The organism is Balneolaceae bacterium (assembly GCA_034521445.1).
In the GTDB taxonomy this organism is placed as follows: Bacteria; Bacteroidota; Rhodothermia; order Balneolales; family Balneolaceae; genus JAXHMM01.
The window spans coordinates 635,345-660,393 of record JAXHMM010000006.1; the positions used below are offsets into that span (position 1 = coordinate 635,345).

25 protein-coding genes and 1 riboswitch are annotated in these 25,049 nt (G+C 59.9%); of the genes, 1 reads left to right on the forward strand and 24 read right to left on the reverse strand.

The genetic code is table 11. The annotated features are described in order from the left end of the window. Positions 1-5 precede the first annotated feature (5 nt). The 20 genes from U5K31_10275 to U5K31_10370 all read right to left on the reverse strand — a co-directional run bounded on the left by U5K31_10275 (position 6) and on the right by U5K31_10370 (position 20,471). Positions 6-2,165 (reverse strand): penicillin-binding transpeptidase domain-containing protein, encoded by a 2,160-nt coding sequence (locus U5K31_10275; GenBank protein MDZ7773104.1) that lies wholly within the window; start codon positions 2,163-2,165, stop codon positions 6-8. Then, positions 2,158-2,739 (reverse strand): hypothetical protein, encoded by a 582-nt coding sequence (locus U5K31_10280; GenBank protein MDZ7773105.1) that lies wholly within the window; start codon positions 2,737-2,739, stop codon positions 2,158-2,160. The genes U5K31_10275 and U5K31_10280 overlap by 8 nt, the downstream gene beginning before the upstream one ends. A 1-nt stretch (position 2,740) precedes the next feature. Beyond that, positions 2,741-3,682: a 16S rRNA (cytosine(1402)-N(4))-methyltransferase RsmH gene (rsmH, locus tag U5K31_10285; GenBank protein ID MDZ7773106.1), complete on the reverse strand. Its 942-nt coding sequence runs from the start codon at positions 3,680-3,682 to the stop codon at positions 2,741-2,743. After that, positions 3,669-4,190: a division/cell wall cluster transcriptional repressor MraZ gene (mraZ, locus tag U5K31_10290; protein ID MDZ7773107.1), complete on the reverse strand. Its 522-nt coding sequence runs from the start codon at positions 4,188-4,190 to the stop codon at positions 3,669-3,671. The genes rsmH and mraZ overlap by 14 nt, the downstream gene beginning before the upstream one ends. Before the next feature lie 183 nt (positions 4,191-4,373). Further along, a complete protein-coding gene (locus tag U5K31_10295; GenBank protein ID MDZ7773108.1) occupies positions 4,374-5,219 on the reverse strand; it encodes a 6-bladed beta-propeller in 846 nt (281 codons plus the stop codon). Positions 5,220-5,444: 225 nt separating this feature from the next. Beyond that, complete coding sequence (locus tag U5K31_10300) at positions 5,445-6,512, reverse strand: hypothetical protein (GenBank protein MDZ7773109.1); 1,068 nt, start codon at positions 6,510-6,512, stop codon at positions 5,445-5,447. 100 nt (positions 6,513-6,612) lie between these two features. Next, entirely contained in the window at positions 6,613-7,674 is a 1,062-nt protein-coding gene (locus tag U5K31_10305; GenBank protein ID MDZ7773110.1) for a 6-bladed beta-propeller, read from the reverse strand. A gap of 88 nt (positions 7,675-7,762) precedes the next feature. Beyond that, complete coding sequence (locus U5K31_10310) at positions 7,763-8,821, reverse strand: 6-bladed beta-propeller (protein ID MDZ7773111.1); 1,059 nt, start codon at positions 8,819-8,821, stop codon at positions 7,763-7,765. A gap of 43 nt (positions 8,822-8,864) precedes the next feature. Then, positions 8,865-9,911, reverse strand: coding sequence for a 6-bladed beta-propeller (locus tag U5K31_10315; protein ID MDZ7773112.1), 1,047 nt, complete (start codon positions 9,909-9,911; stop codon positions 8,865-8,867). 84 nt (positions 9,912-9,995) lie between these two features. Next, positions 9,996-11,204: a hypothetical protein gene (locus U5K31_10320; protein ID MDZ7773113.1), complete on the reverse strand. Its 1,209-nt coding sequence runs from the start codon at positions 11,202-11,204 to the stop codon at positions 9,996-9,998. 22 nt (positions 11,205-11,226) lie between these two features. Next, positions 11,227-12,282: a homoserine O-acetyltransferase gene (gene metX / locus U5K31_10325; protein MDZ7773114.1), complete on the reverse strand. Its 1,056-nt coding sequence runs from the start codon at positions 12,280-12,282 to the stop codon at positions 11,227-11,229. Between the two features lie 11 nt (positions 12,283-12,293). Then, entirely contained in the window at positions 12,294-13,622 is a 1,329-nt protein-coding gene (locus U5K31_10330; protein ID MDZ7773115.1) for an O-acetylhomoserine aminocarboxypropyltransferase/cysteine synthase, read from the reverse strand. An 81-nt stretch (positions 13,623-13,703) separates the two neighbouring features. Then, the gene (locus U5K31_10335; protein ID MDZ7773116.1) at positions 13,704-14,180 is read right to left on the reverse strand and encodes a CoA-binding protein; all 477 of its coding nucleotides are present in this window, start codon (positions 14,178-14,180) and stop codon (positions 13,704-13,706) included. 166 nt (positions 14,181-14,346) lie between these two features. Then, a riboswitch (SAM riboswitch) is annotated at positions 14,347-14,481 on the reverse strand. A gap of 298 nt (positions 14,482-14,779) precedes the next feature. Next, positions 14,780-16,042 (reverse strand): FAD-dependent oxidoreductase, encoded by a 1,263-nt coding sequence (locus U5K31_10340; protein MDZ7773117.1) that lies wholly within the window; start codon positions 16,040-16,042, stop codon positions 14,780-14,782. 128 nt (positions 16,043-16,170) lie between these two features. After that, positions 16,171-16,836, reverse strand: a complete 666-nt coding sequence (locus U5K31_10345; protein ID MDZ7773118.1) for a DUF2306 domain-containing protein — start codon at positions 16,834-16,836, stop codon at positions 16,171-16,173. A gap of 120 nt (positions 16,837-16,956) precedes the next feature. Further along, positions 16,957-17,826 carry a LytTR family DNA-binding domain-containing protein gene (locus U5K31_10350; protein MDZ7773119.1) on the reverse strand — a complete coding sequence of 290 codons (870 nt, stop codon included), beginning with the start codon at positions 17,824-17,826 and terminating at the stop codon, positions 16,957-16,959. Positions 17,827-17,839: 13 nt separating this feature from the next. Next, complete coding sequence (locus tag U5K31_10355; protein MDZ7773120.1) at positions 17,840-18,385, reverse strand: DinB family protein; 546 nt, start codon at positions 18,383-18,385, stop codon at positions 17,840-17,842. A gap of 42 nt (positions 18,386-18,427) precedes the next feature. Next, positions 18,428-18,715 (reverse strand): hypothetical protein, encoded by a 288-nt coding sequence (locus U5K31_10360; GenBank protein MDZ7773121.1) that lies wholly within the window; start codon positions 18,713-18,715, stop codon positions 18,428-18,430. Between the two features lie 45 nt (positions 18,716-18,760). Next, positions 18,761-19,459: a LytTR family DNA-binding domain-containing protein gene (locus tag U5K31_10365; GenBank protein MDZ7773122.1), complete on the reverse strand. Its 699-nt coding sequence runs from the start codon at positions 19,457-19,459 to the stop codon at positions 18,761-18,763. Next, positions 19,428-20,471, reverse strand: a complete 1,044-nt coding sequence (locus U5K31_10370) for a histidine kinase (protein MDZ7773123.1) — start codon at positions 20,469-20,471, stop codon at positions 19,428-19,430. The genes U5K31_10365 and U5K31_10370 overlap by 32 nt, the downstream gene beginning before the upstream one ends. A gap of 269 nt (positions 20,472-20,740) precedes the next feature. On the opposite strand from U5K31_10370, the gene U5K31_10375 reads away from it, so the two are divergent. Further along, positions 20,741-21,118: a MotA/TolQ/ExbB proton channel family protein gene (locus tag U5K31_10375; GenBank protein MDZ7773124.1), complete on the forward strand. Its 378-nt coding sequence runs from the start codon at positions 20,741-20,743 to the stop codon at positions 21,116-21,118. Positions 21,119-21,142: 24 nt separating this feature from the next. Here U5K31_10375 and U5K31_10380 read toward each other — a convergent pair whose 3' ends face one another. The 4 genes from U5K31_10380 to U5K31_10395 all read right to left on the reverse strand — a co-directional run bounded on the left by U5K31_10380 (position 21,143) and on the right by U5K31_10395 (position 24,820). After that, positions 21,143-21,841 (reverse strand): porin family protein, encoded by a 699-nt coding sequence (locus tag U5K31_10380; protein ID MDZ7773125.1) that lies wholly within the window; start codon positions 21,839-21,841, stop codon positions 21,143-21,145. Positions 21,842-21,978: 137 nt separating this feature from the next. After that, positions 21,979-23,187, reverse strand: coding sequence for an aminotransferase class V-fold PLP-dependent enzyme (locus tag U5K31_10385; GenBank protein MDZ7773126.1), 1,209 nt, complete (start codon positions 23,185-23,187; stop codon positions 21,979-21,981). After that, positions 23,184-24,347, reverse strand: coding sequence for a hypothetical protein (locus U5K31_10390; GenBank protein ID MDZ7773127.1), 1,164 nt, complete (start codon positions 24,345-24,347; stop codon positions 23,184-23,186). The genes U5K31_10385 and U5K31_10390 overlap by 4 nt, the downstream gene beginning before the upstream one ends. A gap of 29 nt (positions 24,348-24,376) precedes the next feature. Then, positions 24,377-24,820 (reverse strand): hypothetical protein, encoded by a 444-nt coding sequence (locus tag U5K31_10395; GenBank protein MDZ7773128.1) that lies wholly within the window; start codon positions 24,818-24,820, stop codon positions 24,377-24,379. Between the last annotated feature and the right edge of the window lie 229 nt (positions 24,821-25,049).

The following is a 25,049-nucleotide window of genomic DNA, read 5'->3' on the forward strand; positions in this document are numbered from 1 at the left end:
TATTCTTATTTCTGTTCCTGAGTGTCTGTAAGACTCTGCAGCGAACGGGCCTTGCCCCGTACCGTCACCTCCCGGCCCTTTTCCATCATGTCGCCGGGACGCGGAAACTGCGTGTAGACCGTGCCCGACCCGATGAGACGCGCCTCGAAACCGGCGCGTGTGATCAGCAGGGAGGCCTTGCGCATGCTCATACCTCCCACGTCGGGAATAATGGAGTAGTTTTCGGGCACCTCGGTGGTGTCGGTAGCCACCCGTGCATTGGTTAGCGTGAGGGTGAGCTGCTGGCCAGATTCCAGCTCCGTGCCGGGGGGCGGCGTCTGTGCGCTCACCCAGTTACCGCTGCCCTGCGTACGGTATCCAACCTCCTGGTTGTCCAGCAGGGCGCGAGCCTGCCGCAGCTCCATGCTCCGCACTTCGGGGGCGTAGGCCCAGGGACGGGCCAGGGTGTCCGCGCCCATGATCTGCCGTTCAATTTCGTCGTCAAGACCCGCGATGCGCTTGGCCGTCTGCGAGAAGATGGGACCCGCGGTCCATCCCCCGTAGATGCTCGTCTTGGGTTCGTCCAGCATGACCAGTACCACATAGCGGGGATTGTCTGCGGGAAAATAGCCCACGAAGGAGGCGCGGTAGGAGGTGCGGTAGCGCCCGTCGATATACTTCTGGGCGGTGCCCGTCTTGCCCCCTATGGCCAGTCCCTGAACCTGCGCCTGGTCGGCCGTGCCCGAGTCGGAGACCACGTCTGCGAAAACAGGCTGCAGCTTTTCAATGGTGGACCGGCTGGCGATGCGACGCACCCGCACGGGCTCGTGTTTCCAGGTGGTACTTCCGTCCTCCTCGGTGATTTTATCTACCAGATAGGGACGCATCATGTTCCCCCCGTTGGCAAAGGCCGCGTAGGCCTGGGTAATCTGGATGGGGGTGGCCTGTACCTCGTAGCCGATAGACATCCAGGGGAGAGTGACAAGGCTCCATTCGTAGGGCTTCTGCAGGCGGCCGTCCGCCTCGCCGGGCAGGTCGATGTTGGTGGGGGTGCCGAAACCCATGTTGCGCGCGTATTGATAGAAGGTGTCTTTGGACAGTCGACGGGCGATACGGGAGGTGGCCACGTTGGAGGACTTTTGGATGACCTCGGGAAAGGTGAGGGTGCCCAGGGGGTCGTGGTCGCGCATCATCTGCCCGTGGATCAGCTCGGTGCCGTCCTCGGGCGTCTCGAAGGTCTCGTCGAAGGAGACCTTATCCTGTTCCACCGCCGCGACGGCGGTGACCAGTTTAAAGGTAGAGCCGGGTTCGACCATGTCGGAGATCGCAAAGTTCCGACGGTTCTCGTCCGATGTGGAGGCGGGGTTGTTGGGGTCGAACGTGGGGTAATTAGCCATCGCTTTTATGGCTCCTGTGCGAGGATCCATGATGATGGCGGAACCGTGGTCGGATCCCGTCCGGTCGATCCCGGCTCGAAGTTCTTCTTCCAGTATGGCCTGAATATGGGCGTCAATGGTGGTATGCAGGGACTGTCCCTGCCGGGGCTGCCGGCGCGGAGCCCCCAGGTAGGCAAAAATGCGTCCGTTGCGGTCTCGGCGAACCTGCTGTACGCCGTCGGTGCCCTCGAGGCGGTCATCGTACTGTTTCTCGAGGCCGATCATGCCTTCCATCCCGTGGTTGGTAAAACCGAGAACGTGGGCGGCCAGGCTGCCGAAAGAGTAGCGTCGCTCGTACTCCTCCTCCAGGATCACCCCGCGGATGTCGAGCGCGCGCAGGGCTTCGTAGGCGGCGCTGGAGATCGATTCGTCGAGTACCACGTAGCGGGAACGCCGGGGGGCGCTGTCAATCCTGCGCAGGTAGGCGCCACCGCCCGCGCCGGTGTAGCGTCCCAGGGTGTCGGCGACCGTGCGTAGCTGTGCCCTGGTGATGCCCGGCATGTGGGGGTCCACCGCCACCTTATAGGCTACGGAATTGGTGGCCAGCAGGCTGCCGCTGTCGTCGTAGATGTTGCCGCGCTGGGCGGGGATGGAGATGAAATCGATGGCCTGTTCGTTCCAGAGCTCCCGTAGCTCGTCGCCCTCCAGGAAGTTCACGCGCAGAAGCTGCAGAACGAGGGCGCATGGAATGAGCAGGGTTAGTCCAAAGACGATAAAAAGGCGATTTGTGACCGATTCGGCGTTATTCATCCCGCTCCACCTCAATCACCTTTTCGGCGGGTCCGCCGTTGATGAATCCCAGTTCTTTGGCGTTCTCATAGATTGCCGCCGGACCGATCATGCGGTCGTAGGTCAGCCGCAGGTCCTCGTTGGCGCGGCGCACCTGGTTGTATTCTCGCTCCAGGTTCTGCACCTCACGCAGCAGCTCCTGGGTGGCGAAGACGTGGGACAGGTAAAGTACGCCGAGGCCTCCTATAGCGAGTGCGCCCAGAATCAGTTTCCAGGGCTTCACGCGGGGGAGGTAGAAGCCTTCGCCGCCTTTTTTCTTGACACGCCGCCCGTAATCGGGGCCCACAGCCCCTCCGCCTCGGCCGTTGGAGCTGCCGGAGCCGCCCGAACGCAGGCCGAGCCGCGACAGCCAGCCCTGCGAGCCGGAACCGTTGGACTTGCGGGTGCCGTGGGAAGGTCCGCTGCCATTGCGGCGCCCCCGTGCGGTCCTCTCGCTGCGGCCCTTGGTGTCTTCTGCGCCGTTCTCCTTCCCGCCGGACTTGCGGCGTACGTTGGGCTTGGTTTTTTTCTTTCTATTTGGGGTGGTTACGAGCATGTCAGGCCTCCCCCGGGTCAACTGTTTGGGCCACGCGCATTTTGGCGCTTCGCGCAGCCGGGTTTTCCTCGATCTCCTCTTCCGTAGGGCGGACGATGCCTTCGGTAAGCGACTCGATGGGGGAGAGAGGGTTGCCGTAGAAATCCTTCTCTACCTTGCCGGTGTGGTTGCCCGCCTTGAAAAAGTGCTTTACGATGCGGTCTTCCAGGGAGTGGTAGGAGATGGCCACGATGCGCCCGCCGGTCTTCAGAAGGTCCAGGGCGTGGTCCAGCACGTGTCGGAGCATATCCAGCTCCCGGTTTACCTCAATACGGATGCCCTGGAAGACGCGGGCCACGCTCTTGATCTGGTGGGGACCCTTGACCACCGACTCGATCACCTCGCGGAGCTGACCGGTGGTTTCCAGGGGACGCGCCTCAATGACGGCGCGGGCGATCTGCCGGCTGAGGCGCTCCTCACCGAAGTGGTAGATCACATCGCGCAGGTCTTCGTAGTCGTACTCGTTGACCACCTGGCGGGCGGAGATGCCGCGGAGGTTGCTCATGCGCATGTCCAGGGGACCGTCTTCCTGGAAGCTGAATCCGCGCTCGCCGCGAGAAATCTGGTGGGTGGAGACGCCAAGATCCAAAAGGATTCCGGATACCTCCCCGTGGATATCTGGGGGTAACAGCCGGGGGAGGTACCCGAAATTGCCTTTCAGGGGAGTAAACCGGGGGTCACTCCCAAGTCGGTTGCGTGCGGCCTCGAGGGCCTCGTCGTCCTGGTCGATACCGAACAGACGTCCCCCGTCGGACAGGCGGGACAGGATCTCGCGGGCGTGTCCCCCTCCGCCGAGGGTCGCGTCGACATATATTCCGCTGCGGTCTGTGACAAGTTCATCTACAGCCTGTTTAAGCAGTACCGGAGTATGTCGGTAATATGTTTCGGTTTCATGTTTGGTCATCGGTATCATGATCGCCCATCACGCGCTCAAAAAGTTCCTGATACGATTCGAAGTCAAGGTCCTCGTCCTCGGCCTCCAGTCTCGCGGGCGCCCATATCTCGATGCAGTCGCCGGTGCCGATGAAGGTGGCCTTGCCGTCGATTCCGGCCCATTCGGTCAGGGTGGAAGGGAGGGGAATGCGATTCTGGTTGTCCAGGGTAACGTCCTCTGCGTACCGGAGGAAATGCCGTTTCAGAGTGCGCCCCTCTCTGCTGAAGGAATTGACCCGTGACAGTCTATCTTCTATCTTTTGCCATTCGTCCTCCGGGTAGAGGAAGAGGCAGCGGTCAAGTCCTCTCAGAATAGTAAAACGTTCCTGCGCCTGGGGATTCAGGCTTTTGCGCAGCTTGGCCGGAAAGCTCACACGACCTTTATTATCTACGCTATGTTCATATTCGCCTTTGAAACCAGGCATATACGCCCCCAGAGTTACGCGGTGTTGATTAGGAAAAGAGAATAACTCCCACATTCTCCCACTTCAACCCACAATGTACCCCAAAGCGTCCTAATATGTCAAGGATTTGTTGGGGTATGTGCATATTTTTTGCCTTGACTGTAGCCTGAAGGCCATTTCAGAAGGCAAAAGGGGTTCCTGCACGTCCTGGGAAGGGATAGACGCGTCTTTAAACCTATTGGTTTATAGGTGTGCGGATTACTGCAGGATGACTTCGCGGTAGTAGAGGCGAGAGGCGTATTCGCTGGAGGGGTCCTCTGAGGGCAGCACGTAGACCAGGTGTCCGTCGAGCTCGGCCACAGGGTAGTCCCGTGTGTAGATCCTGCCGATGGGTTCGCCCTGGTGGGAGTAGAACTGCAGCCACATCGTATTCTCGTAATTACCGTTGCCAATCATCTCACTGGCGGCGATCCAGCGTTCGGATGCCTGTATCCGGCCGATGCCATGGAGGTCGTTCTCCCTTATTTCGTTTACCTGCCGGAAATTGTTTCCCGCCTCTTCGATCTCCTCGCGATGCAGCTCCAGGTCCAGGGGCAGCAGTTCCACCTCTTCGCTTTGCACATCAAGAGAAACGAGATAATTGGTATACCGGAAATAGGCGTACAGCCTGTCGCCCTGTCTGCGAAAGTCGTTGGTGAATGCCGGCATCTGGTAAATCATGGGAACCGGATCCAGCATGCCCAGGGTAAGTTCCAGCGGACGCATGGTGCCGTCGTCTTCCAGGCGATGCAGCATGACGGTGCTGTCGGGGGTTCCGGCGTAGTAGGCAAAGCGTCCTATGTAGAATCCTCCGCCCGCCCGAGCCAGGTAGCTTCGGTCAACCAGGGATCCGACGTTGAGTTCGCCCAGGCACTCGCCGGTGCTGATACGATAGGTGATGATCTTGGACTGCGCGGTACTCAGGACGAACAGCGAATCCCCTGACATATCAAAGGATTGGGCGAGGGTGTATTCACAGGGGCCTTTGCCTAAGGCTCCAAAGGTGCGCACCATCCGGTGATCTTCGAAAAGCGACAGCGGAGCGTCGTAGCTTCGGGAGTACAAAACGGTTCTCGTCGACGCACTCCTATCCGGGATATACTCCGCACGCTAAGCAGATCGTCGCGGAGAACATGCACATCCCCGGTGTCGGCGAGGGTAGCGGTGAGATTCGTGCCGGATGCGGTGTTATCAGCGTCGCTATCGGAACCGTCCGTACAGGCAAGAAGCAGGAAGGGAAGGAGCAGAACCAGGGAGGCGTATTTGGTCTTCATGGCGGTGGGACAGGAATTATTGTAGGGTCACCTCTCGGTAGGTTACACGGTAGGTGTAGTCGGACTCGGGGTCGCGGACCGGTTCTATGAACATCAGCCGGTTACCCTGAAGTGCAAAGGGAGTATCGTCCAGGGTTTGCTGTCCCATTGGATCACCTGCCGGACTCTGGAAATAAATCTTGCTGAGCGGCTCTTTACCATTCCGTGGCCTCCGGGTGGACACGGCGATCCACCGATTCGTCGCATGGATCCTTCCCGCGATATCTGCTTGGCCGATGTACGCGAAGTCTTGTCCGGGGTTCGATTCGGCCTCCTCAAATGCTTCACGATTTATCTCGATGTGGAGCGCATGTGTGTGTACCTTGAAGGACGGTACTTCCACTTCGGCAAGCACCTGGCTGAAGGGAAAGGCTGCGTAAATCTGGTTGTTATGCCGCGCAAAGTTGATGCCAGGAATTACGATGGGTATGGTGGTGGGAGCAGCGTCGATGGACTCAAGGACCAGGTCAACCGGAACCATTGTTTCGTCATCACTCAGATACGAGAGTATTCGGGTGGTGTCGGGAGTGTTGGAACTGTAGTGTGAACGGCCCGTGAGAAATCCTCCTGCCACCCGTTCGAGGTATTGCCTCGCGAGCAGGCCGTGATGACTGGTCTCTCCCAGGCATTCACCACTTCTCAGGCTGAAGGTGATGATCTTCTGTTGGGAGTTTATGAGCACAAAGAGGGAATCCCCGGAGGTGTCCAGTGCCGTTACTCCCAATAACCCGGAATTACCTCCATACTCGCAGGGGCCGTTGCCCGCCCGACCGAAGGTGCGAGTCATCACATGATCCTCGAAGAGGACGACCAAGGGCTGGTCGTCCGCTACTACAAGCCGGTTTCCCTCCACAGAGATGGCCGAGGTGATATTGCCGAGCGGCTTGAGATTGTCCCGAAGTAGATAGGTCTCCCCGCTGTCGGCCAGAGTGGCGGTCAGGGACGAATCCGAACCGGCGCCTGGAGCGGAGCTCTCCGAGCCGCATGCGCTGGCTAGAAGCAGGAGTGAAAGGCACAGTATCACGGAGGCGCGTCTCTGGCTCACGACTATAGTATCAGGTTAGTAGGTATAGTCAATTACTGTAATGGGACCAATAGTTGCAACCGGGAAAGGCCGATCCAGCAACAGGAAAAATGGGCTGTAATTAATAAACGGATATCTGCCGATAGGTTACCTGGTAGCCGTATCGTGACTCCGCTGGACCGGTGGCATCGATTATAAGGAGTTCATTGCCTCGTATAATGGATGGGTTATCCTGATAATTTAAACTGCGAATGAGCTTTCTTTCAGGGGTGAATACATGAAACTTCTCGATGTTTGGTTCCTCCCGATGGAAGCGGATTGTGCTTACACCTACCCAGTTTTTGGCCGCAAAAACACCTCGGACGATCTCCACCATACCCCCGTTAATCAGATCGCCGGCATCTCCGGAGTCTGAAGTGGCCTCCTCGAAAGCCTTTCTGTTGAGTACCAAATCCATCGAATAGGTGCTTATCTTATGGGTCTCAAGGTCCAGTTTTGCAAGCATTCCGCTTAGAGGGAAGGCTGCATAGATCCGATTGCCGTACCGTGCAAAATTGATTCCCTGCAGATCAAACGGGAATCGTACGGGTACGGGATTCACCTCGCCCTTGGTCAGGGACAGGTCCTCCACCGTTCCATTGTCATGAACCAGCTTGAGCAGTACGGTGCTGTCGGGTGTGCCTACCCTGTAGTAGATACGGCCGGTGAGATAGGAACCGTCCAGCCGTTCCAGGTAGTGGGCACGCTGGAGTATCGGATGACTGGTCTCACCGAGACACTCAGCTGTATTCAAATTATAGGCAATAATTTTCGCCTGGGCGGAGTCGAGCACAAAGAGGGAATCACTATTCGTATCGATGTTGGATATTTCCAGGTATTCGCATGGTCCCCTGCCGATTCTGCCGTAGGTGCGAGTCATCACATGATTCGCGAAATATCCCACAGAGGGCTGAGCATCTACGACGATCAGAGCGCTGTCACCGACGGCTTCGATCATCATCACGGTGTCAAGCGGCTTCAGGTCGTCGCGCAGCAGATGGGTCTCACCGCTGTCGGCAATGGTTACTTCGGGGCTGTCGCCGGTTGAGCTATCGGCCGTGTCAATGTCGGTCTCCCGTTTGCAGGACAGGAAAAGAAGCAAGCAGAGTATACCCACCGAAAGGATGGAGGCTCGTTTCACCATGGCAGACAGTGTGCTTGGATAATAATAAAGCCAAGTCAGCTATACTTGACGCAGATTTTCAAAGGGCCCACATGCCGGCCGGTATGGCCTACTCCACCGTAAACTCCCGGTAGACCACCTCGTAGCTGTAGTCGCTGGAGGGATCCTCCACCGTGCGTATATATATGATGCGGTTTCCGTGTATGGCCAAGCGGTAGGCGTCCAGGTTCACCTCGCCTATGAAATCTCCCTGGTGGGTGTAGAACTGCAGGCCGCGGATCTGGTCGGAACCTGCATCACCCGGATGCACCACCGAGGCCACCACCCAGCGGTCGGTGGCAAGCAGGCGCACCACGTACTCCATTTGCTGGTTGATGAGTTCCAGGATGCGGCGTGAGTCGGAGGCGCTTTCGATCTCTTCCCGCGGGATGGAGAGCTCCATGGGGTGGATGGCGGTCTCGCGCGTATTCGCATCCAGGGAGATCATGGTGCGGGTGAAGGGCAGGTAAGCGAATAGCATATCACCCGATCGGGCGAAGTTGAGTCCCGGGTAGGTGATGGGCACGGGCGTGTCGATGGGATCGGCCATGCTCTTGGTGAAGGAAAGGGGCTCCGGTTCCCCGTCCCGGGCATGGCGGAAAAACAGCCGGGTGGAGTCAGGCATGGATTGCGCGTAGCGTGTCCGCGCCGTGTAGAAGTCCCCGCCGGCCCTTGCCAGGTAGGTGGCGGCGTTGAAGCTCTCATGGGACACCTCCCCGGTGCACTCGCCGGTGCTGAGGCGGTAGGTGATTACCTTGGACTGCCGGGGGGCGTGTACATAAAGAGAGTCGCCGGATACGTCTATTGCACCCACTCGGGTATATTCGCAGGGCCCCTCGCCCTGCTGGCCGAAGGTGCGGGTCATCACGTGGTTCTCGAAAAGGGCGACGTTGGGAGACTGGTCCACCACCAGCAGGGCGCTGTCTCCAAGGGCCATTACATTTTCGATGGAGGAGAGCAGTTGCATGTCGTCCTTCAGCAGGTGCGTCTCCTCGCTGCCGGAGAGGCTGACCTCAAGCTCCGAGGGGTCTACAGGCTGGTCGGAGCCGGTGCATGAGACTGCCAGTAAAAAGAGCAGGGATAGGGCGTTTAGATGAAGGGTGCGCATGGTACGGAGTTTTGTATGCATGAATTCAGAAGCAAGAAACGAAATACCCGTCGCATTACACAACCTACTCCACGGTTACTTCACGGTAGATCAGCTCGTAGGTGTGTTCGGCCGTGGCGTCCGAGGCTTCACGCAGCAGCACCAGACGCCCGTCCTCCACGGCCACCATCCGTTCCTCTGTTTCAATCTCGCCGATGAAGGAGCCGTCCGGCTCGTAGAACTGCACGTACATCGTGGCATTCTCGTCCGAGCCGTTCTGCTGGGCCACGGAAAAGGCGATCCAGTCGGCTCCCCCCACAATGTGCTGGACGAACTGGTAGTTATTCTGGATGATGTTTATGATCTCGTCAATGTTTTCGCCTGCCTTGGTAATCTCCTCGCGCCGGATGTCCACGCGAAGGGGGAATCGGTCGAGGGCGCCGGAATTCATGTCGTAGCGGATCATCTGGTCGGTGAAGGGATAGTAGGCGTAGAGGCTGTTATCCCTGCGCAGGAAGTTGAGGCCCGGGGCCACCATGGTCACCGGGGTTTCGACCGGATCCAGCGCGCCTACATTTAGCTCCAGCGGCTCAGCCTCCCCGCCGTCAGGGATCCGGAATAGTACCTGTGTGGAATCGGCGGCGCCCATTACATAGTAGGTGCGGGCGGTATAGAAGGCGTCGCCCCTCCGCTCCAGGTAGGCGCGCCTGGCAAAGGCTTCGTTACCGGATTCGCCCAGGCACTCTCCGGTTTCCAGGTGGTAGGTCACCACCTTTGCCTGGTTGGCGCTCAGTACAAAGAGGGAATCGCCGGAGGTGTCGATGGCCGAGATGCCGCTGTACTCGCAGGGTCCCTCGCCCGTGGCGCCGTAGGTACGCACCATCCTGTAGTCCTCGAAGAGGGCCACGGAGGGCGACCGGTCCTGTACCAGATGGCGGCCGCCGCCCAGGGGAACCAACTCGGCGACGCTGTCCAGGATTTTCATATCATCCTCAAGCGGATGGCTCTCCACCACATCACCCACCGTCACACTTCGTTCGGAGGGAGCGTTGGCGTTCGGCTCCTCTCCGCCCGTGCAGGAGGCGAGGGCAAGGGAGAACAGCAGCAGAAGGAGCGAAAGTCGTCGTGGCATGGCGCAGATTTACGAAGTCCACAGTTTCGAATGTAATAACGGAATTGGCACCCACATATACAAATGCGGGGTGTTTCTCTCAACCTACGGTCGGCCGCGCCGCGATGTTTCGAAGCCCGCGCTCACCTTGAACAGGTCGCCCAGCAGGCCTGCCGCGGTTACCTCGCGGCCTGCGCCGGGACCCTGGATAACCAGGGGACTCTGGCTGTAGCGGCGGGAGCGGATACTCACCAGGTTGTCGGTATTGTTCAGTTGGCCCATTGGCGATGAAAGGGGTACTTCCTGCACACCTACGCTTACAAAGCCGTCGGCCGACAGCGAGCCGGCATAGCGAAGGGTATTCCCGTTGCGTTGGGCCCGCCTCATCTTCTGCTGCCAGTAATCGTCGTAGTCCGGCAGCCGCTCCAGGAACTCCTCCAATCCGGCTGTGGCCAGCTCCTCGGGAATCAGCGACTCCACCTGCAGGGCGTTTCTCTCCAGGCGGTACCCCAGGAAGCGGGCCAGGATGAGAAACTTGCGGGCTACATCCTCCCCGGAGAGGTCCTCCCGCGGATCGGGTTCGGCGTAGCCGCGCTCCCGTGCCTCCACCACCGCCCGGCTGAAGGGCACGCCCTCCTGGAGCTGGTTGAACAGGAAGGTCATGGTTCCCGAAAGCACGCCTGTGATGCCTGTGACGGTGTCCCCGCTGCGTAGCAGGTTCCCTATGGTGGAAAGTATCGGCAGTCCCGCACCTACGGTGGTTTCGTAGCGGTAGGAGGCGCCTTGTTCGGAAGCGGTGCGGTGCAGTTCCTCATAGTAGGACTGCTCAAAGGTGTTGGCCCGTTTACTGGGAGTGACGACGTTCACCCCGGCACCGAGCAGACGGTCGTAGATGCGGGCCACGTCGGGACTTCCGGTGGCGTCTACGAAGATAACCTGCCGCGGGTCGGTAAGGGTCAGGTAGGCGATGATGGCCTCCCAGTCGGTGGGTCGTCCCTGTTCAAGCAACTCCAGGGCTGCGGGCGCCTCGATGCCTCGCTCGCGGATGAGCAGGAGGCGCGAGTTGCACAGTCCGCTCAAGTGAGGGCGTTCCCGGGGAGGAAGCCCGGATAGCTGCTCCAGCAGGGCGCTGCCCACCGCGCCCGTGCCGGCCAGGAAGAGGCGGGGCCGGGGTGGCTCCTCCAGTTTTCCCAGCAACTCGGAGGCGGTTCGGCGGATGCGGGCACCGGTCTGAAGCAGGTTTTCGAGCAGGTGACGCGCCCCCGTCCGGGGTTCAAGGGTGATCTGTTTTTCGGTGTTGGCCAGGGTAGACATGTCAGGATACGGTTTAACAGGTTTAGGTTTGACTCTCCAGCGTTTGGTTTTCCAGGAAAGAGGCGATGATTTGGTTCATCTTTCCGAACTCGATGAGGAAAGCGTCGTGCCCGTGCGGGGAGTCGATCTCGGTGTACTGTCCCCGTGGGAGCAGGGAGGCCAGCTCCCGCTGCTCCTCGGCAGGGTAGAGTCCGTCGGAGCTGACACCGGCCACCAGCACGGGTATCTGCACCCGGGATAGGGCATCGGCGAGGCCCCCGCGGCCGCGACCCACATCGTGGGAATCCATGGCCCGGCTTAGCCGCAGGTAGGAGACTGCGTCAAAGCGCCGGCATAGTTTATCACCCTGGTACTCCAGGTAGGATTCCACCTGGAAACGCCCGTCGCTGCGCCGCTCCCGGCCGAATTTCCGGCGGTAATCGGAAGGTGCGCGGTAGCTGTTCATGGCAATCTGCCGGGCCAGGCTGAGTCCCCGGCGGGGCGGATCGTCTTCGGGGTAGTCCCCGCCTCGCCAGGACGGATCGCCCGTGATGGCCAGCCGCTGGGTGTGGTTGAGGGCCACCGCCCAGGGACTGTGGGCGGCGCCGGCCGCCAGCACGACGCCGGCGCGGGCCCGCCGGTCCATCAGGCAGAACTCCAGAACTTGCATGCCTCCCATGGAGCCGCCCACGGCCAGCTCGACACCGGTGATTTCCAGCAGGTCAAGCACGCGCTGCTGGAAACACACCATATCGCGTATGGTAATCTCCGGGAAGGAGGCCCGCCAGGGCTCCCCGGTGTGGGGATTTACGGTGCGGGGACCGCTGCTGCCGTAGCAGCTTCCGGGCACGTTAATGCAGAGCACGAACCGTCCCGGAGAATCCGGACTGCCGGCGGGATTCAGCACCCCTCCGGGTCCGAACAGTCCCCCGAACCAGCGGTCTGCCTCGCAGTTGCCGGTCAGTGCGTGGAAGATCACCACGGCGTTGTCACGCGCCTGGTTCAGTTTTCCCCAGCTACGCCAGGCGGCCCTGGGCTGTGGGATGACGGCTCCCGATTCGGTGACGAAAGGTTTCTCGAAGGTATGGGTATGCTGCATGACGGTTCGGATCAGGAGGTTACCTTGATGCGTTTGAAGGCTTCCTCGAAATCCTCGAGGATGTCGTCGATGTGCTCGATGCCTACGGAAACCCGGATCAGGTCCTCGGTCACCCCGCCTGATTGCTGCTCCTCGGCCGAGAGCTGCTGGTGCGTGGTGGAGGAGGGGTGGATGACCAGGGTCTTGGCGTCGCCCACATTGGCCAGGTGACTGGAGAGCTCCACGTTCTCGATAAAGGAGCGTGCAGCCTCGTAACCGCCCTCCACGCCGAAGGTGAGCACCGCCCCGAACCGGTTCGGCTGCAGGTACTTTTCGGCGCGCTTGTGCCAGGGGTGGTCCGCCAGGCCCGTGTAGTTCACCCAGGAGACATCCCCGTGACGGCGTAGCCACTGGGCCAGCTTGAGTGCGTTTTCGCAGTGTCGCTCGGTGCGCAGCGAGAGGGTCTCCAGTCCCTGGAGCAGCAGAAAGCTGTTGAAAGGGGAGGGCGCCGCGCCGATGTCCCTCAGCGCCTCCACACGCGCTCGGATGGCAAAGGCGATGTTGCCGAAGGGACCGTCCTCTCCGAACACCTCCCAGAATTTCAGACCGTGGTAGGCCGGAGAGGGCTCCGTGAAGACAGGGAACTTGCCATTGCCCCAGTTGAAGGTGCCCGCGTCGGTGATCACGCCGCCGATGCTGGTGCCGTGTCCCCCGATCCACTTGGTGGCGGACTGCACCACGATGTCGGCGCCGTGGTCAATAGGGCGGCAGATAGCCCCGGCCGCCCCGAAGGTGTTGTCCACCACCAGCGGGATGCCGTGCTTTCCGGCCAGCTTGCTCAGCCCCTCGAAGTCGGGTACGTTTCCGCGCGGATTGCCGATGGATTCCACGTAGATGGCTTTGGTCTGCTCGTCGATGGCGGACTCATACGCCTCCAGGGTGTCCTCTTCCACAAATTTCACGTCGATACCCAGACGGGGAAGGGTCACCTTGAACTGGTTGTAGGTGCCTCCGTAGAGGAAGGGCGTGGATACGATGTTGTCGCCGGCCTGCGCGATCGTGACGACGGTCAGGAACTGGGCCGACTGCCCGGAGCTGGTGGCCACGGCGGCGGCTCCGCCCTCCAGCGCGGCAATGCGCTTTTCAAAGACGTCGGTCGTCGGGTTCATGATGCGCGTATAGATGTTGCCGAACTCCTTGAGGGCAAAAAGCGTGGCTGCGTGTTCGGTGTCGTCGAACTCGTAGGAGGTGGTCTGGTAGATCGGCACGGCGCGAGCGCCTGTAGCCGGGTCGGCCTCCTGTCCCGCATGCAATTGCAGGGTTTCGAATCGGTAGTTGCGTCCGTTGTTTTGGTTACTCATGGCAGGTGTTGGTTGGTTTTTGAGGTTGGATGGTTGTTTGGGCTAGTCCCGACGGAGTCGGGCTTGGAAAGTTGGTCGTGTTCACTCCTCCTGCTGGCGGATCAGGAACTGGTGGTCCACTTTCATGCAGCGGTTCTGCACGAAGGTGATACCTGCCTGCTCGACGATCCGTTTCTGCTCGGGGTGGGTACCGGTGCCCAGCTGCAGCCAAACCACGCGGGGATGCACGGCCAGCGCCTCCTCCACCGCGGCTGGTATGGCGGCCGGCGGCCGAAACAGGTCCACCGCGTCCACCGGAAAGGGGATGGAGGCGAGGTCAGGCCAGGCGGTTTCGCCCAGGATCTCCTCCGCCCCGGGGTTGACGGGGACGATGCGGTAGCCTGCACGCTGCAGGTATCGTCCCACGTAATGGCTGTCTTTGTGACGGTTTCGCGAGATGCCCACGATGGCGATGGTCCGGATCTCACGCAGGAGGGAGGCGATGGCCTCGGTCTCACGCCTCTGTTCCGGCGTGGCGCGCATCTTGCGGTCGTACCAGTTGTTGAAAGTGGATCTCATGGGTCGTTGGTCTGATTTTTCATTGCAAATAAAAAAGCCCCTCCCGAAATGATCCTTCCCGCCCGATAGCCTGGCGCAGGAAAGAATATTTCGGAAGAGGCTTGTGCTTGCCGTTCCCGGCGGTGAATCCCGAGAAAGCCGGGAACCGGGGACAGACGACCTCAACCTCTCATCTTTCTTCGCCGGTCAACGAAGCAGGAAGTAGCACCTTTCCCTGGCCGGGCCCCGGCGGGGCCGGGACGGATCGGGGCGGTTGCTAAGGCTTCAAAGGGCCTGTTCCCTCAGCCTTTCTCGATAAGAGTGACTCACATTATTAAAGAACGCTACCCGTTTCCGGTCTCTGGTTCCGCTTTGCCCGGCGGATACCGGGCCGGCGGGACGGCCGAAAACGAGTCATACTAAAAAAGCCCTTCAGCGTTAACCGAAGGGCTTCGAAGACGTTTCAACTCAAGAAACAGCTAGCCCTTCGTGTATGTGCAACAGGTACAACACATAGGCATGCACATGGTAAAAAGGGCGGTATGTTGGTCGAGATGTTTCACGGATTCTATCGTCAGCCGTAATGATAACAAGCTTCGGGGGAACTGCAAAATAAAATTTCAGGTAAAACGGTTCGGGTCGATCTTGGGATGCATAAGCTCCGAGGATCCGCGGGTCATCAGCTCGGACAGCAGCAGCCCGCAGGAAGGTCCCAGACTCATGCCCATCATGGCGTGGCCGGTGGAGACAAAAAGGTTTTTGAAAGAGCCGGCCTGTCCCACGTAGGGCAGCCCGTCGGGCGAGCAGGGCCGCAGTCCCACCCAGATGTCGTGTCCCTCCAGGTCCTCCATCGAGAAATCCGGAAGGTAGCGGCAGACCGATTTTTTGAGTCCCCGAAGGCGCGATGCGGTCACCGAGATGTCGGTTCCGGTGAGCTCCATGGTGCCTCCGAAGCGCATGCCGCCGTCCAGGGGCGTGCAGGTTACTTTCTCTTCGCTCAGGATGGCGATGTTTTGCAGGCGGACGGGCGGATGATGCAGTGTCATGCTGTAGCCCTTGCCGGCCAGCATGGGCAGTTTTGCCCCCAGGTTTTCTCCCAGGCTGCCCGACCACGCGCCGGCGCAGAGGGCGAAGGCGCCGGCATCCAGCTCCTCCCCGTCCGCGGTGCGGAGGGTGCGAATGCGGTCGCCTTCGGTCCGCGCGCCCGTCACCTCGGTCCTCCACCGGAAGGTCACCCCGCGCTCCATGAGGCGCACCTTGAGCTGGTCCAGCACCTGCCGCGGCCAGACGTGGCCGTCCCACGGGAACCAGACCGCTCCTTTAATGTCCAGGTGGATCCCGGGCTCCCGCTCGCCCACCTCCTCGGCCGAGAGCTCCTCCGCTGGAATCCCCAGCTCGCGGCAGCGCTCCATGCTGCGGCGCTCCTCCTCCAGTCCCTCCTCGGTTCGGCAGTACATGTAGAGTCCCCCCTTGCCGAAGGTGAATTCGATTTCCTCTCCCTGCTCCCAGGCCATGTAGATCTCCCGGCTCTCCAGCAGCAGGTCACGTAGCACCGGCCCCGATGCCTCCACGTGCTGCTCGCTGGAGGCCTGCCGGAATTTCCATGCCCAGGAGAGCAGTTTGGTGCTGAGGCGGGGCCGAATGTAGAAGGGGCTTTCCTTGTCCAGCATCCAGCGCAGCCCTTTGGCGATCATCCCGGGTGAGGCCAGGGGGATGACGTGGCTGGGCACGATCATGCCCGCATTGCCGTAGGAGCAGTTGTCGGTGCCGTCATCGCGGTCCACTACCGTCACCTCCATACCCTTGCGGCTGAGAAACCAGGCGGCGGAAAGGCCGGCGATACCGGCCCCGATGACGACGACGTGTTCGGGGGAATGAGACATAGGGAGCTCGCGGGTTGCGTTGCGCTCGCGCAATTTGGGAAAGAAGAGGATGGAAAGCAATCTGCCGGCCACGGTTCATTCGGCCGGGAACCGCGTCCGTTCTCAGGGAAGGGTCTTGTTTCGGCCTGTCACGCTCTCTCCAGCTTTGTGCGCCAGGTGCGGGTCCACCAGGCAATTAGAGGGGTGCCCAGGGCGGTGGGACCCACCCACGCGACCAGCTCGGGGAGGAAGGTATTGTTGACCACCAGGAAGGCGGTAAAGGTGGCGATGTAGGCGCCCAGCATGCTGCCGATGTGCCGGTACATCCACCAGAATTTGCCGCTCGTTTCGGGCCAAATCATATGGCGGAACTCGGCGGCCGCCAGCACGGTGAAAATAACACCGAAGACAAAGAGTACCGCGGCCAGGCGCTCCAGTGCCGGGTGGAAGGAGATTCCCAGCCAGGCCAGCGCACCCAGCGTTACCATCAGGCAGCCGGTCAGCAGGAAGAGGGGCACCAGCGTACGGTGGAACCAGCGGACGGGCCCCTGCAGCGTGCGGTTTTTCCAGTGAATGGCCCGGTAACCGCTCCAGGTCAGGAAGAAACTGAAGAGGCTGATCAGCAGCAGGAAAGGGTTGGGGCGCACAACCGACAGGTAGAGGGCGCTGCCGGCCACCCCCGCCATGCTCCAGAAATAGATGCGGCCGGCGGTCACATGCCATCCCTTGCCTTTTTTGGTGGCGATGGCGACGCCCCCCGCCAGCAGGGCTGCGAATCCGGCGGCAATATGAAGGATCAGTATGGCGTGGGTCATGGCGTCTCCGTATGCAAGGATCTTGCGTGGATGTGTTCTGCCGGCCAAAATAGGCAGCGGCCGGCCAACCGCGCATCCCAAAGGGACGCCTGTCAACATGGAGGGACGGATAACAAGGTCCTATCGTGCGTCCATGCGCTCGAGTACCGTGTCGGCATGGGAACGGGAGACAGGAATGGCGCGGTCCGCGCCGCGGAGGGAGAGCCTGTACCCCTGGGCGTTGCCGCTGAGGTTCACCACGTGGCGCAAATTGACAATCCATGAGCGGTGGCAGCGCAGGATTTCGGGATGGTCCGCCTGCTTCTCGAAATCCTTGAGGGTACCGCGAAGAAGTTTGGTTTTGGCTTCGCCTTTAACCCGGTAATAAACCTCCACGTAGTTGTCAGCCGCCGTCAGGTAGAGCAGCTCCCCGGGCTGGAGTAGCAGGCGCTCCTTCCGGTTGCGGGAGACCAGCTGCAGTCGGTCTTCATCCTGGGATATATCCCCGCCTTCCCGCATGCGGCGTACCTTTTCCTGAAGCTCCCCTGCCCGCCTGGCGTGCCGGCGGTAGAGCCTCAGGTAGTCCAGCAGCACCAGGGTGGCTACCGGAAAGGTGCCTACGGCGACCACCTGCAGGGTGGCGAGGCCCACGCGGTACGGATCAAAAGGCATCACGCCGACCGCTGCCGAAAAGACGCTGTTTGCGAGACCAATGGTCAGTAAAATCCATGTAATCCATCCTATCTGTCGTCCCACCGTCCACTTGGACTCCCGGAAGACGCCCGGAAGTGCCGGCATGACCAGGAGATAGTCGGCGGTCATGGCCAGGGCGCAGGCCGCCCCGTATCCCAGGCTCAGCAGGAGGCGTCGCGCCGGGGTATAGGCGTCCAGTCCGAAAGGCGCGAAAGCCGCCAGGAAGAATACCACAAAGAGGGAAACTCCTGCCGTGATGCCGGCCCGTTCTCGCCGGCTCATCTCGCAGGGATAGGGCTGGCTCAGGATGTTCGACATGGGGACGGGGGATCTACCGGCTCCAGGGGGGAACCACGTCGTTCATCCGGGCGTAGGCGATGGACTGTCCCACGTGTTCGCTCATATGGGTGATGAGCTGGAGCAACACGGCCTGTCCGTCCACCGTCTGTCCGTAAAGTTGCGCGGGATCGGTAAAGGTGGAGGCGGGCATCTCCTCAACTGCGGCCTGCACATGCTTGATGGAGCGTTCCAGGATATCGACCACCTGCTGCTTGCCGGTAAACGACTCGATATTGTCTACGTCCACGTCCTCAGGCGCGGCAATGCCGAGGGAGTTTTCGAGGTAGTAGTAGTTGTAGCGGGCGATGTGTGTGTAAACCCTCTCCACAGAATAGACGCCCTCACCGGGACGCCAGTCGTAGAACTCGGCAGGCATGGCCTCGGCCAACTGAAGTACGCGTGAGGCGTAGTCGAAATGACGCATGAACTGCGCGCGGAAGGGATCGTCGGACTGGCCGCTCTGCTGAGCGGCGGCAGGCGGAACGGCCGCGGCGAAGAGCAGCAGAAGGCTGAGGAGGGTGGGGATGGAAGTTTTCATGACCGGGTGGTTTGCCTTGAGCGAAGTATGAACCTGTTCAAGTTAACACTCGCGAGGGAAAGAGCAAGCGACCGGTCCGCCCTGCCTGCCCGCCGGGGGAGTTTGAAGATGGAAGTCGAAGCGGAAACCGGATTCATCAGGTACCGCATTGAGCTTTTTGACAAGAAGTGTAATCGTGTCACCCGGCCTGTTGGCATAGATGTCGGGATGTACCTTTTCCAGGGTTTGAAAACCGCTGGAAGGGTGGGCAAACAGGAATCCGGCGACGAGCAGCAACAATCCCACGACAAGGGCCGGTCCGCGTATCCCTTTGAATTGCCACGGTTTCATAAAGGATGTTTTGAAGGTTTGCTGGGTCCAATGGAAGCACCGGTCCTAGTCCAACCCCAGTTTTTCCATCACACGTTCCTTGTACGACCGTCCAACGGGAAGGATGCGGTCTTCCAGTTCAATCTCGTCGTGCGACACTGTGCGAATGCGGTCTACGTTCACAATGAAGGAGCGGTGAATGCGCAGGAATCGCCCATCGGGCAGGCGCTCCTCGAAGTCGGAGGTGGTTTCCTTGGTGATGATATTCTCGCGGTCGGTGTGGATGCGGATGTAGTCTTTGAGGCTCTCCACATAGCGGATTTCGTCGGGGTCTATGAGCCGCTTTTTGCGGTCTACCGTCACGTAGAGGGGAGCGGGGGCGTCGGGCGTCTCCCCGTTTGACGAAACGCGGGACTGCTCGAAACGGTCCAGGGCCCGCACGAAACGCGGGAAGGATACCGGTTTCATGAGGTAGTCCACCGCATTCACCTCGAAGCCCTCCACGGCGTAGTCGCGGTGGGCGGTCACCAGTATAACTGCCGGCGGCTCCGCAAGTGTTTTCACCAGCTGCAGGCCGTCGAGCTCCGGCATCTCGATGTCCAAAAGAAGAAGGTCCACTGCCTGATTCTCCAGGAAGCGCTTCGCTTCCAGCGGGTCGCCGGTGGCATGGACCACTTCGTAGCTGTTCATATTGGCGAGGTGACGGCGGATGACCCGGACGGCCACCGGCTCATCATCCACGATCATGCACGTCCATTTCTCCATGCGTTGTCGAAGGCTTGGTTAGGGGTATAGTGAGCCGGATCCGGTATTCGTTTTCGGTCTGTTGGGTATGCAGGTCGAAGTCCTCCCCGAAGAGAAGCTCCAGACGCTTGCGGGTATTGGAGAGTCCAACGCCGGTCTTTTCCTGCTTTTGCCGGGATACTAGAGAGTTTATCACCTCCATTTGCAGACAGGCGGGCCCGGCGTCATCGCCCTGCTCCACCCGGACGGACACGCGGACGTAGCTTTCCGATGAGCTCTGGCTGACCCCATGCTTGAAACTGTTTTCCACGAAAGGCAGCAGAATCATGGGGGCCATGGTGTAACCCTCCGCAGGGTCGGTCTCCAGCTCAACGGTCAGCCGATCCCCGCAGCGTATTTTCTGGATGTCGATGTAGTTGGTGATGTGTTCGATCTCATCGGGTACCGGGACTCTTGCATCCGAGCCGCTGTAGAGCATGTAATCCAGCATATTCGATACTTTCAGTACGAGCTCCGGGGCCTCGTCCGATTTTTCCAGGGTGAGCCCGTAGAGGCTGTTGAGCACGTTAAAGAGGAAATGAGGCCGGATCTGCTCCTTGAGGTAGTCCAGCTCCTTCTCGCGGGCGCGCAGCTCCAGCTCCAGTTTCTCCTGCTTGAGACGCTCGCTGGTCTCCCGTTCTCGGTACCACTGCCGGGTGATGTGAATTGCGACTGCAGGCAGGATTGCCATCGCTATGGCACCGGAGAGGTAGCCCAAGTCGGTGATTCGGGGATTGAGCTGCTGGATCTGCAGCTCTGCGACCACTACGAAGAGTCCGATTGAGATCATCAGTTCCAGCCAGGCCGCCGCGATGAAGGTGAAGACGGTAAAGAGGCCAAAGAGAAAGAATCGGCGCCGCAGCAGGTAGCGAGGGACCAGATAGTAAAGCAGGAAGTAGGTGGTGGTGGCCAGCACCGGCAGCAGGAAGGCTACGAAGATGAGTCCCTGGCGATAGCCGTAGCCATCCGACGGGGAGCTGAAAAGAAGGACCATCAGCAGCCCGATGGTGCACCAGAAGGCGATATGTGCAAGCCTGGTAGTGATAGCTGCGTGGATTACATGGTCAGTATCCGCATTAGCATGCTAAGTTACCATGTTGAATCGACGAACCGCGGTTTTCAGTGGATGGGCGTAGGCAACCCACCCGCCTGTGGTCCCTTCCCGCTGAATATCGCCTGAAAACCTCCACTGGTCGATTTATCCTGTCATGGCTACCTGCGGTGTGCTAGATTTCCGTCGAACCGAAACCAAATCCTCCTGCTATGATTGAATTATTTCAAATGGGTGGCTACTTCATGTACCTGGTAACCCTGTTCGGAATCATCAGCCTCCTATTCCTGGTCCAATCGGTACGCCCTTTATTTCGCGGGGAACGCGCATCGCCCCGCCTGCTGCGCAACATGATGATCGCTGGTGGCACCGCATTTGCTTCCGGCCTGCTGGCACAGGTTGCTGGACTTTACCAGGCCATGTCGGCTATTGAGGCGGCGGGGGATATCTCGCCGGCCCTGCTGGCGGGTGGATTTAAGGTATCGATGATAGCCCCCATCTACGGGCTGCTAATTTTCTTGGGCACTCTTGCGGGCTACCTGCTCATCCAGTTCTTCCAGCCGTCGGGGGAAAAGGTATCGACCTCGTGAGTGAGACATGGCCTGGGTTCACACTTAGAATCCCAGGGAGTAGCCCAGCATCAGCGTGAAGCTACGGTTGTAGACGTCGCTGTTCTCCCCGCCCTCGCGCAGCCTGGACAGGCCACGGTAGTAGCGCCCGTCCAGGGTCACCACGCCCAGGTATGGGATCTGGAAATCAATGCCCGTGCCGAGCACGTAGCCGCGGTCGGACTCCCTGAAGGTGGCGTCCAGGTCGGAGAAATTCTCATCGCTGCAGCTGTCGATCTGCTGCTCGAGGCCCTGGGAATCGGTGAGGGTGAAACTGCAGTCCATGCGGAATCCGTAGACCGGTCCACCTGCGATGTAGGGATGTACCACCTCGGTGCTCAGGAACCAGAGTTCCAGCTTGGCCAGCACCGGCACTTCCACATAGGCCAGGTTGAACTCAAGGTCAACTTCCTCGGGGTCAATCGGCTGCTCGGGGTCCATGTTCTGAAGTTCCCTGAACTGGTCCACCAGGCGGGTGCCTTTTTCAGCATAGAAGATCTCCGGTACAATAGAGAGGGGTCCTATCTTGATGAGCTGCAGGGAGATGCCCGCCTGAAGCCCCATGACATTGCGCGCATTTTCTGCATCGGGTCCAATAAATTCGGACAGGTTCACGCCGCCTTTCAGTCCCAGCTGGGCATGGGAGAGGGCGGGTGTGAGAACGATCAGTGAAAGAAGGGACAGTACGGTGATCAATCGCTTCATGGGAGCTCTCGTTTTCAGGTATTGGATGCGGAAATCTGTTCCTAAAATATCAGAAACGCAATTTTTGGTCAGCATGCTTTCCGCGGATCCGGTCCGCCACGCCGTTCAGGGCCCATGCTCTACCAAGCGGACAGATGCTAGAGCATACGTTCCAGCGCGTGTACGAGGGCGTTGATCTCCTCCTGTGTGTTGTAGTAGTGCGGGGAAACGCGCAGATTGGTCTCCGTCTGCTTTTCGTCCATGTCAATGACGGCATGGTGGCGTCGGTTCGCGCTGGTGTTGATGTCGATTTCACGGAGCGGCTTGACCAGGGAGGTGGCGTCGACCCCATCGAAGGACACGGTGACGATGGCGCAGCGTTTGGCCCCGCGGTCCAGCAAACGGGCGCCCGGCAGCTCGCCCAGCTGCTGTCGGGCGTACGCCGCAAGTTCACCACATCGGCTTTGGATGGTGTCCAAACCCACCTTGAGGGCGTAGTCGGCGGCCATACCGAGACCCGCCACCAGGGCATAGGGGAACTCCCAGTTTTCAAAACGGCGGGCGCTCTCCTCCAGGCGAAATCGGTCGGCGGAAATCCACTGCGCCCCATGCGTGTCGGGAAAGAGGGGATGGAGGCCGTTTTCCAGCACCCGGTCTGCCACGAAAAGGAAACCGAGTCCCCGGGGACCCCGCAGGAACTTCCGCGAGGTGGCGGCCAGAAAATCGCAATTCAGATCAGAGACGTCCACCGGCATCTGCCCCACCGCCTGGCAGGCGTCCAGCAGGAAGGGCAGCTCCGCCGCGCGGCAGATCTCCCCCACGGCGGCTGCCTCCTGCACCAGTCCGGAGTTGGTGGGCACCCAGCTCATCAGCATGAGCCGGGGCCGGTGCTCGCGGATCAGCGACTGCACCGAGTCGGGATCCACGCCGCCTCCGGGCTTGTCTTCCGCCCGGATTACCCGCACCCCGAACCGTTGGGCCAGGTTGAGCAGCATGATCTGGTTGGAGGAGTAGTCCACCCGCGTGGTCAGCACGGTATCTCCCGCCTCGAAGTCGAAGGCACTGAGCGCCTGGGAGGTGGCCACGGTAGCGTTTTCCACAACGGCAATGTTGGAGGGTTTGGCGCCGATGAGCCGTGCCAGGGATTCGTAGACAGCCTCGATCTGTTCCGCACGGGCATCGGCGGTCTCGTAGCCTCCGTAGAGAGACTCCTCCTGCAGGTAATCGGTTACGGCGTCGATCACCGGACCGGGCATGAGGGCCGCACCGGCATTGTTCAGGTGGTTGCGGTGGGCGCAGCCCGGGGTGTCGGCGCGCCAGCGTTCAATTGCCGGTTTGTCGTCGGATGGGGTGGAAGTTTTATTCATAACTCAAACGGATAAGCCCTGATTTCACCCGACGCCATCGACACGGTGAGAATCCGGCCGGTTTCTGTGTCGACCGCTATGAAGGGGAGAAGTATGGTTTCTTCGGAGTTCGGCAGGGCGAAACGGTGGGTAAGCTCTCCATCGGCGCCGAAGCGATGCACCCACAGAGTCCGCATGGTTACCGGCAGAGAGAGGTTGGTATACGTGGCCAGGAAGAGTGCACCATCCGGGCCACTTGTTCCCCAGGCATATTTACGCATTGGTATTTGCCGGGTAAAACGCATGGCCTGCACGAAGCCCAGGTGATCCATTCTCAGTGTATCCATTTCGGGCGTGGGGGGGACTCCGACTTCCCACAGTTTGTTTCCTGACATGTCATATTTCTCAATTTTTGGGTTGGCCGAGTATACCAGGAAAATCTCATTCGGATTGGCGCGGTCAGCCACCGGGAAGACGCGGTGCAGGTCGGTGGCCGGGACCTCCCCGTTTTCGAGGACCTGACGGTATGCTTCTGTCTCCAGATCGGCCTGGTATGATTCGGGTAAAGGTGCGATGTCGGCCAGGTGGTTGCCCTCCCAGTCAATCAGTTCGTAGAGGTATTCGCCTTCTTCGTGGGAAGGGCGCAGGATGTTGCCGTCCAGAGTAACGGTCCTTGAATTGCTGGGATGGTGGTTGGTGATGATGGTGCCCATCGTTGGAGGGGCGTCGAGGTCCGTGGTACGTTGTCCATAGTTGTAGGTGGTGACCTCCCCATTCTCCCGGTTGTACCGGTGAATAAAAAACTCCTGGGGGTCGTGGGCATAGAGGAAGGAGTCGCTAACATAAAGCCCAGTGATCTTGCTCAGCTCTCCCGGTCCACCCCCGCTTCCGCCGAAGCGGTTGATCACTTTGGATTCCTTATCCAGTTCGAAGATGGTTTTCGGCCCGTTGTCATAGAGAAAAAGATGACCTGTAGACGGGTCCATTTTCATGAAAACGGGACTGTCCAGCAACAGCTCGTTGGCGTCCACGACCAGTTTGAACTCCCTCAGCGTATCAGCCGCGGGCACCGCGGTTGTCGATGTGGAGTCGGGCACCTCCGAGGTACACGAAATAAGGAATACCAGCAGGAGAACGAACGGCATGTAGGTGAGTCGTTGCTTGTACGGTATGGCAAGCATGGATATGGGTTTATTAGTTGATAATACACCTAAACGCAGGCCTTGCCCTGGCCGAAGAGCAGGTAGCCGAACACGGCGGCAAAGCCCAGGTAGAGGATGAAGGCGGTGATGAAGAGATCGGGCAGTCCCCCGGTCAACACCTTTTTACCGAGGATAATGCTGCCCATCATGAAATGAAGGAAGTTGCCCGCCGCCACCGGCCGGCTGTAGATGCCTCCGATGATGTTGCCTCGGGCCATCCAGTTCAGGAAGGCAAATCCGAAGAGCAGGGCGCCGGCCAGTTCCGGGAAGATAACGGTACCCGTGGAAGCCGGCGCATCAACGGCCTGCAGGATCTCCTGCGGGAAGAGCGAAAGGGCCAGACCGGCTGCTCCCAGGAATAGGGCGCTGCCCGTCATCACCCATTGGGTATTGAGCTGCCATCCCGATTGCGATTGTTCCTCTTCTTGTGTGGTTGAATCTGCATCGTTCATGAGTATGTAGGAATTAGCTGGCATTTCGATTCATCTCCCCTGTGTATTCGAAAAACCATCCCCGATGTTTTGGCGGGGCGAAGGGGGCAGGGAACGCCTGAAATTTTCATCAATCTTGCAGAAATGGACCGGAAAGGCAAATGCCGCCACCGATTGACCGCCGATGTGCTGTTTCCAGTGGTCTAGCCTGGAGGCCATTCCATATTGCTCGAACAACCGGCTCCAGCGG

Excerpts from the sequence above, each read along its gene's own strand:
- U5K31_10275 (MDZ7773104.1), bottom strand. The coding sequence starts at position 2,165 with ATGAATAACGCCGAATCGGTCACAAATCGCCTTTTTATCGTCTTTGGA.
- U5K31_10280 (MDZ7773105.1), bottom strand. The coding sequence starts at position 2,739 with ATGCTCGTAACCACCCCAAATAGAAAGAAAAAAACCAAGCCCAACGTA.
- rsmH (MDZ7773106.1), bottom strand. The coding sequence starts at position 3,682 with ATGACCAAACATGAAACCGAAACATATTACCGACATACTCCGGTACTG.
- mraZ (MDZ7773107.1), bottom strand. The coding sequence starts at position 4,190 with ATGTGGGAGTTATTCTCTTTTCCTAATCAACACCGCGTAACTCTGGGG.
- U5K31_10305 (MDZ7773110.1), bottom strand. The coding sequence starts at position 7,674 with ATGGTGAAACGAGCCTCCATCCTTTCGGTGGGTATACTCTGCTTGCTT.
- U5K31_10310 (MDZ7773111.1), bottom strand. The coding sequence starts at position 8,821 with ATGCATACAAAACTCCGTACCATGCGCACCCTTCATCTAAACGCCCTA.
- U5K31_10315 (MDZ7773112.1), bottom strand. The coding sequence starts at position 9,911 with ATGCCACGACGACTTTCGCTCCTTCTGCTGCTGTTCTCCCTTGCCCTC.
- U5K31_10320 (MDZ7773113.1), bottom strand. The coding sequence starts at position 11,204 with ATGTCTACCCTGGCCAACACCGAAAAACAGATCACCCTTGAACCCCGG.
- metX (MDZ7773114.1), bottom strand. The coding sequence starts at position 12,282 with ATGCAGCATACCCATACCTTCGAGAAACCTTTCGTCACCGAATCGGGA.
- U5K31_10330 (MDZ7773115.1), bottom strand. The coding sequence starts at position 13,622 with ATGAGTAACCAAAACAACGGACGCAACTACCGATTCGAAACCCTGCAA.
- U5K31_10335 (MDZ7773116.1), bottom strand. The coding sequence starts at position 14,180 with ATGAGATCCACTTTCAACAACTGGTACGACCGCAAGATGCGCGCCACG.
- U5K31_10340 (MDZ7773117.1), bottom strand. The coding sequence starts at position 16,042 with ATGTCTCATTCCCCCGAACACGTCGTCGTCATCGGGGCCGGTATCGCC.
- U5K31_10345 (MDZ7773118.1), bottom strand. The coding sequence starts at position 16,836 with ATGACCCACGCCATACTGATCCTTCATATTGCCGCCGGATTCGCAGCC.
- U5K31_10350 (MDZ7773119.1), bottom strand. The coding sequence starts at position 17,826 with ATGTCGAACATCCTGAGCCAGCCCTATCCCTGCGAGATGAGCCGGCGA.
- U5K31_10355 (MDZ7773120.1), bottom strand. The coding sequence starts at position 18,385 with ATGAAAACTTCCATCCCCACCCTCCTCAGCCTTCTGCTGCTCTTCGCC.
- U5K31_10360 (MDZ7773121.1), bottom strand. The coding sequence starts at position 18,715 with ATGAAACCGTGGCAATTCAAAGGGATACGCGGACCGGCCCTTGTCGTG.
- U5K31_10365 (MDZ7773122.1), bottom strand. The coding sequence starts at position 19,459 with ATGGAGAAATGGACGTGCATGATCGTGGATGATGAGCCGGTGGCCGTC.
- U5K31_10370 (MDZ7773123.1), bottom strand. The coding sequence starts at position 20,471 with ATGGTCCTTCTTTTCAGCTCCCCGTCGGATGGCTACGGCTATCGCCAG.
- U5K31_10375 (MDZ7773124.1), top strand. The coding sequence starts at position 20,741 with ATGATTGAATTATTTCAAATGGGTGGCTACTTCATGTACCTGGTAACC.
- U5K31_10380 (MDZ7773125.1), bottom strand. The coding sequence starts at position 21,841 with ATGAAGCGATTGATCACCGTACTGTCCCTTCTTTCACTGATCGTTCTC.
- U5K31_10385 (MDZ7773126.1), bottom strand. The coding sequence starts at position 23,187 with ATGAATAAAACTTCCACCCCATCCGACGACAAACCGGCAATTGAACGC.
- U5K31_10390 (MDZ7773127.1), bottom strand. The coding sequence starts at position 24,347 with ATGCTTGCCATACCGTACAAGCAACGACTCACCTACATGCCGTTCGTT.
- U5K31_10395 (MDZ7773128.1), bottom strand. The coding sequence starts at position 24,820 with ATGAACGATGCAGATTCAACCACACAAGAAGAGGAACAATCGCAATCG.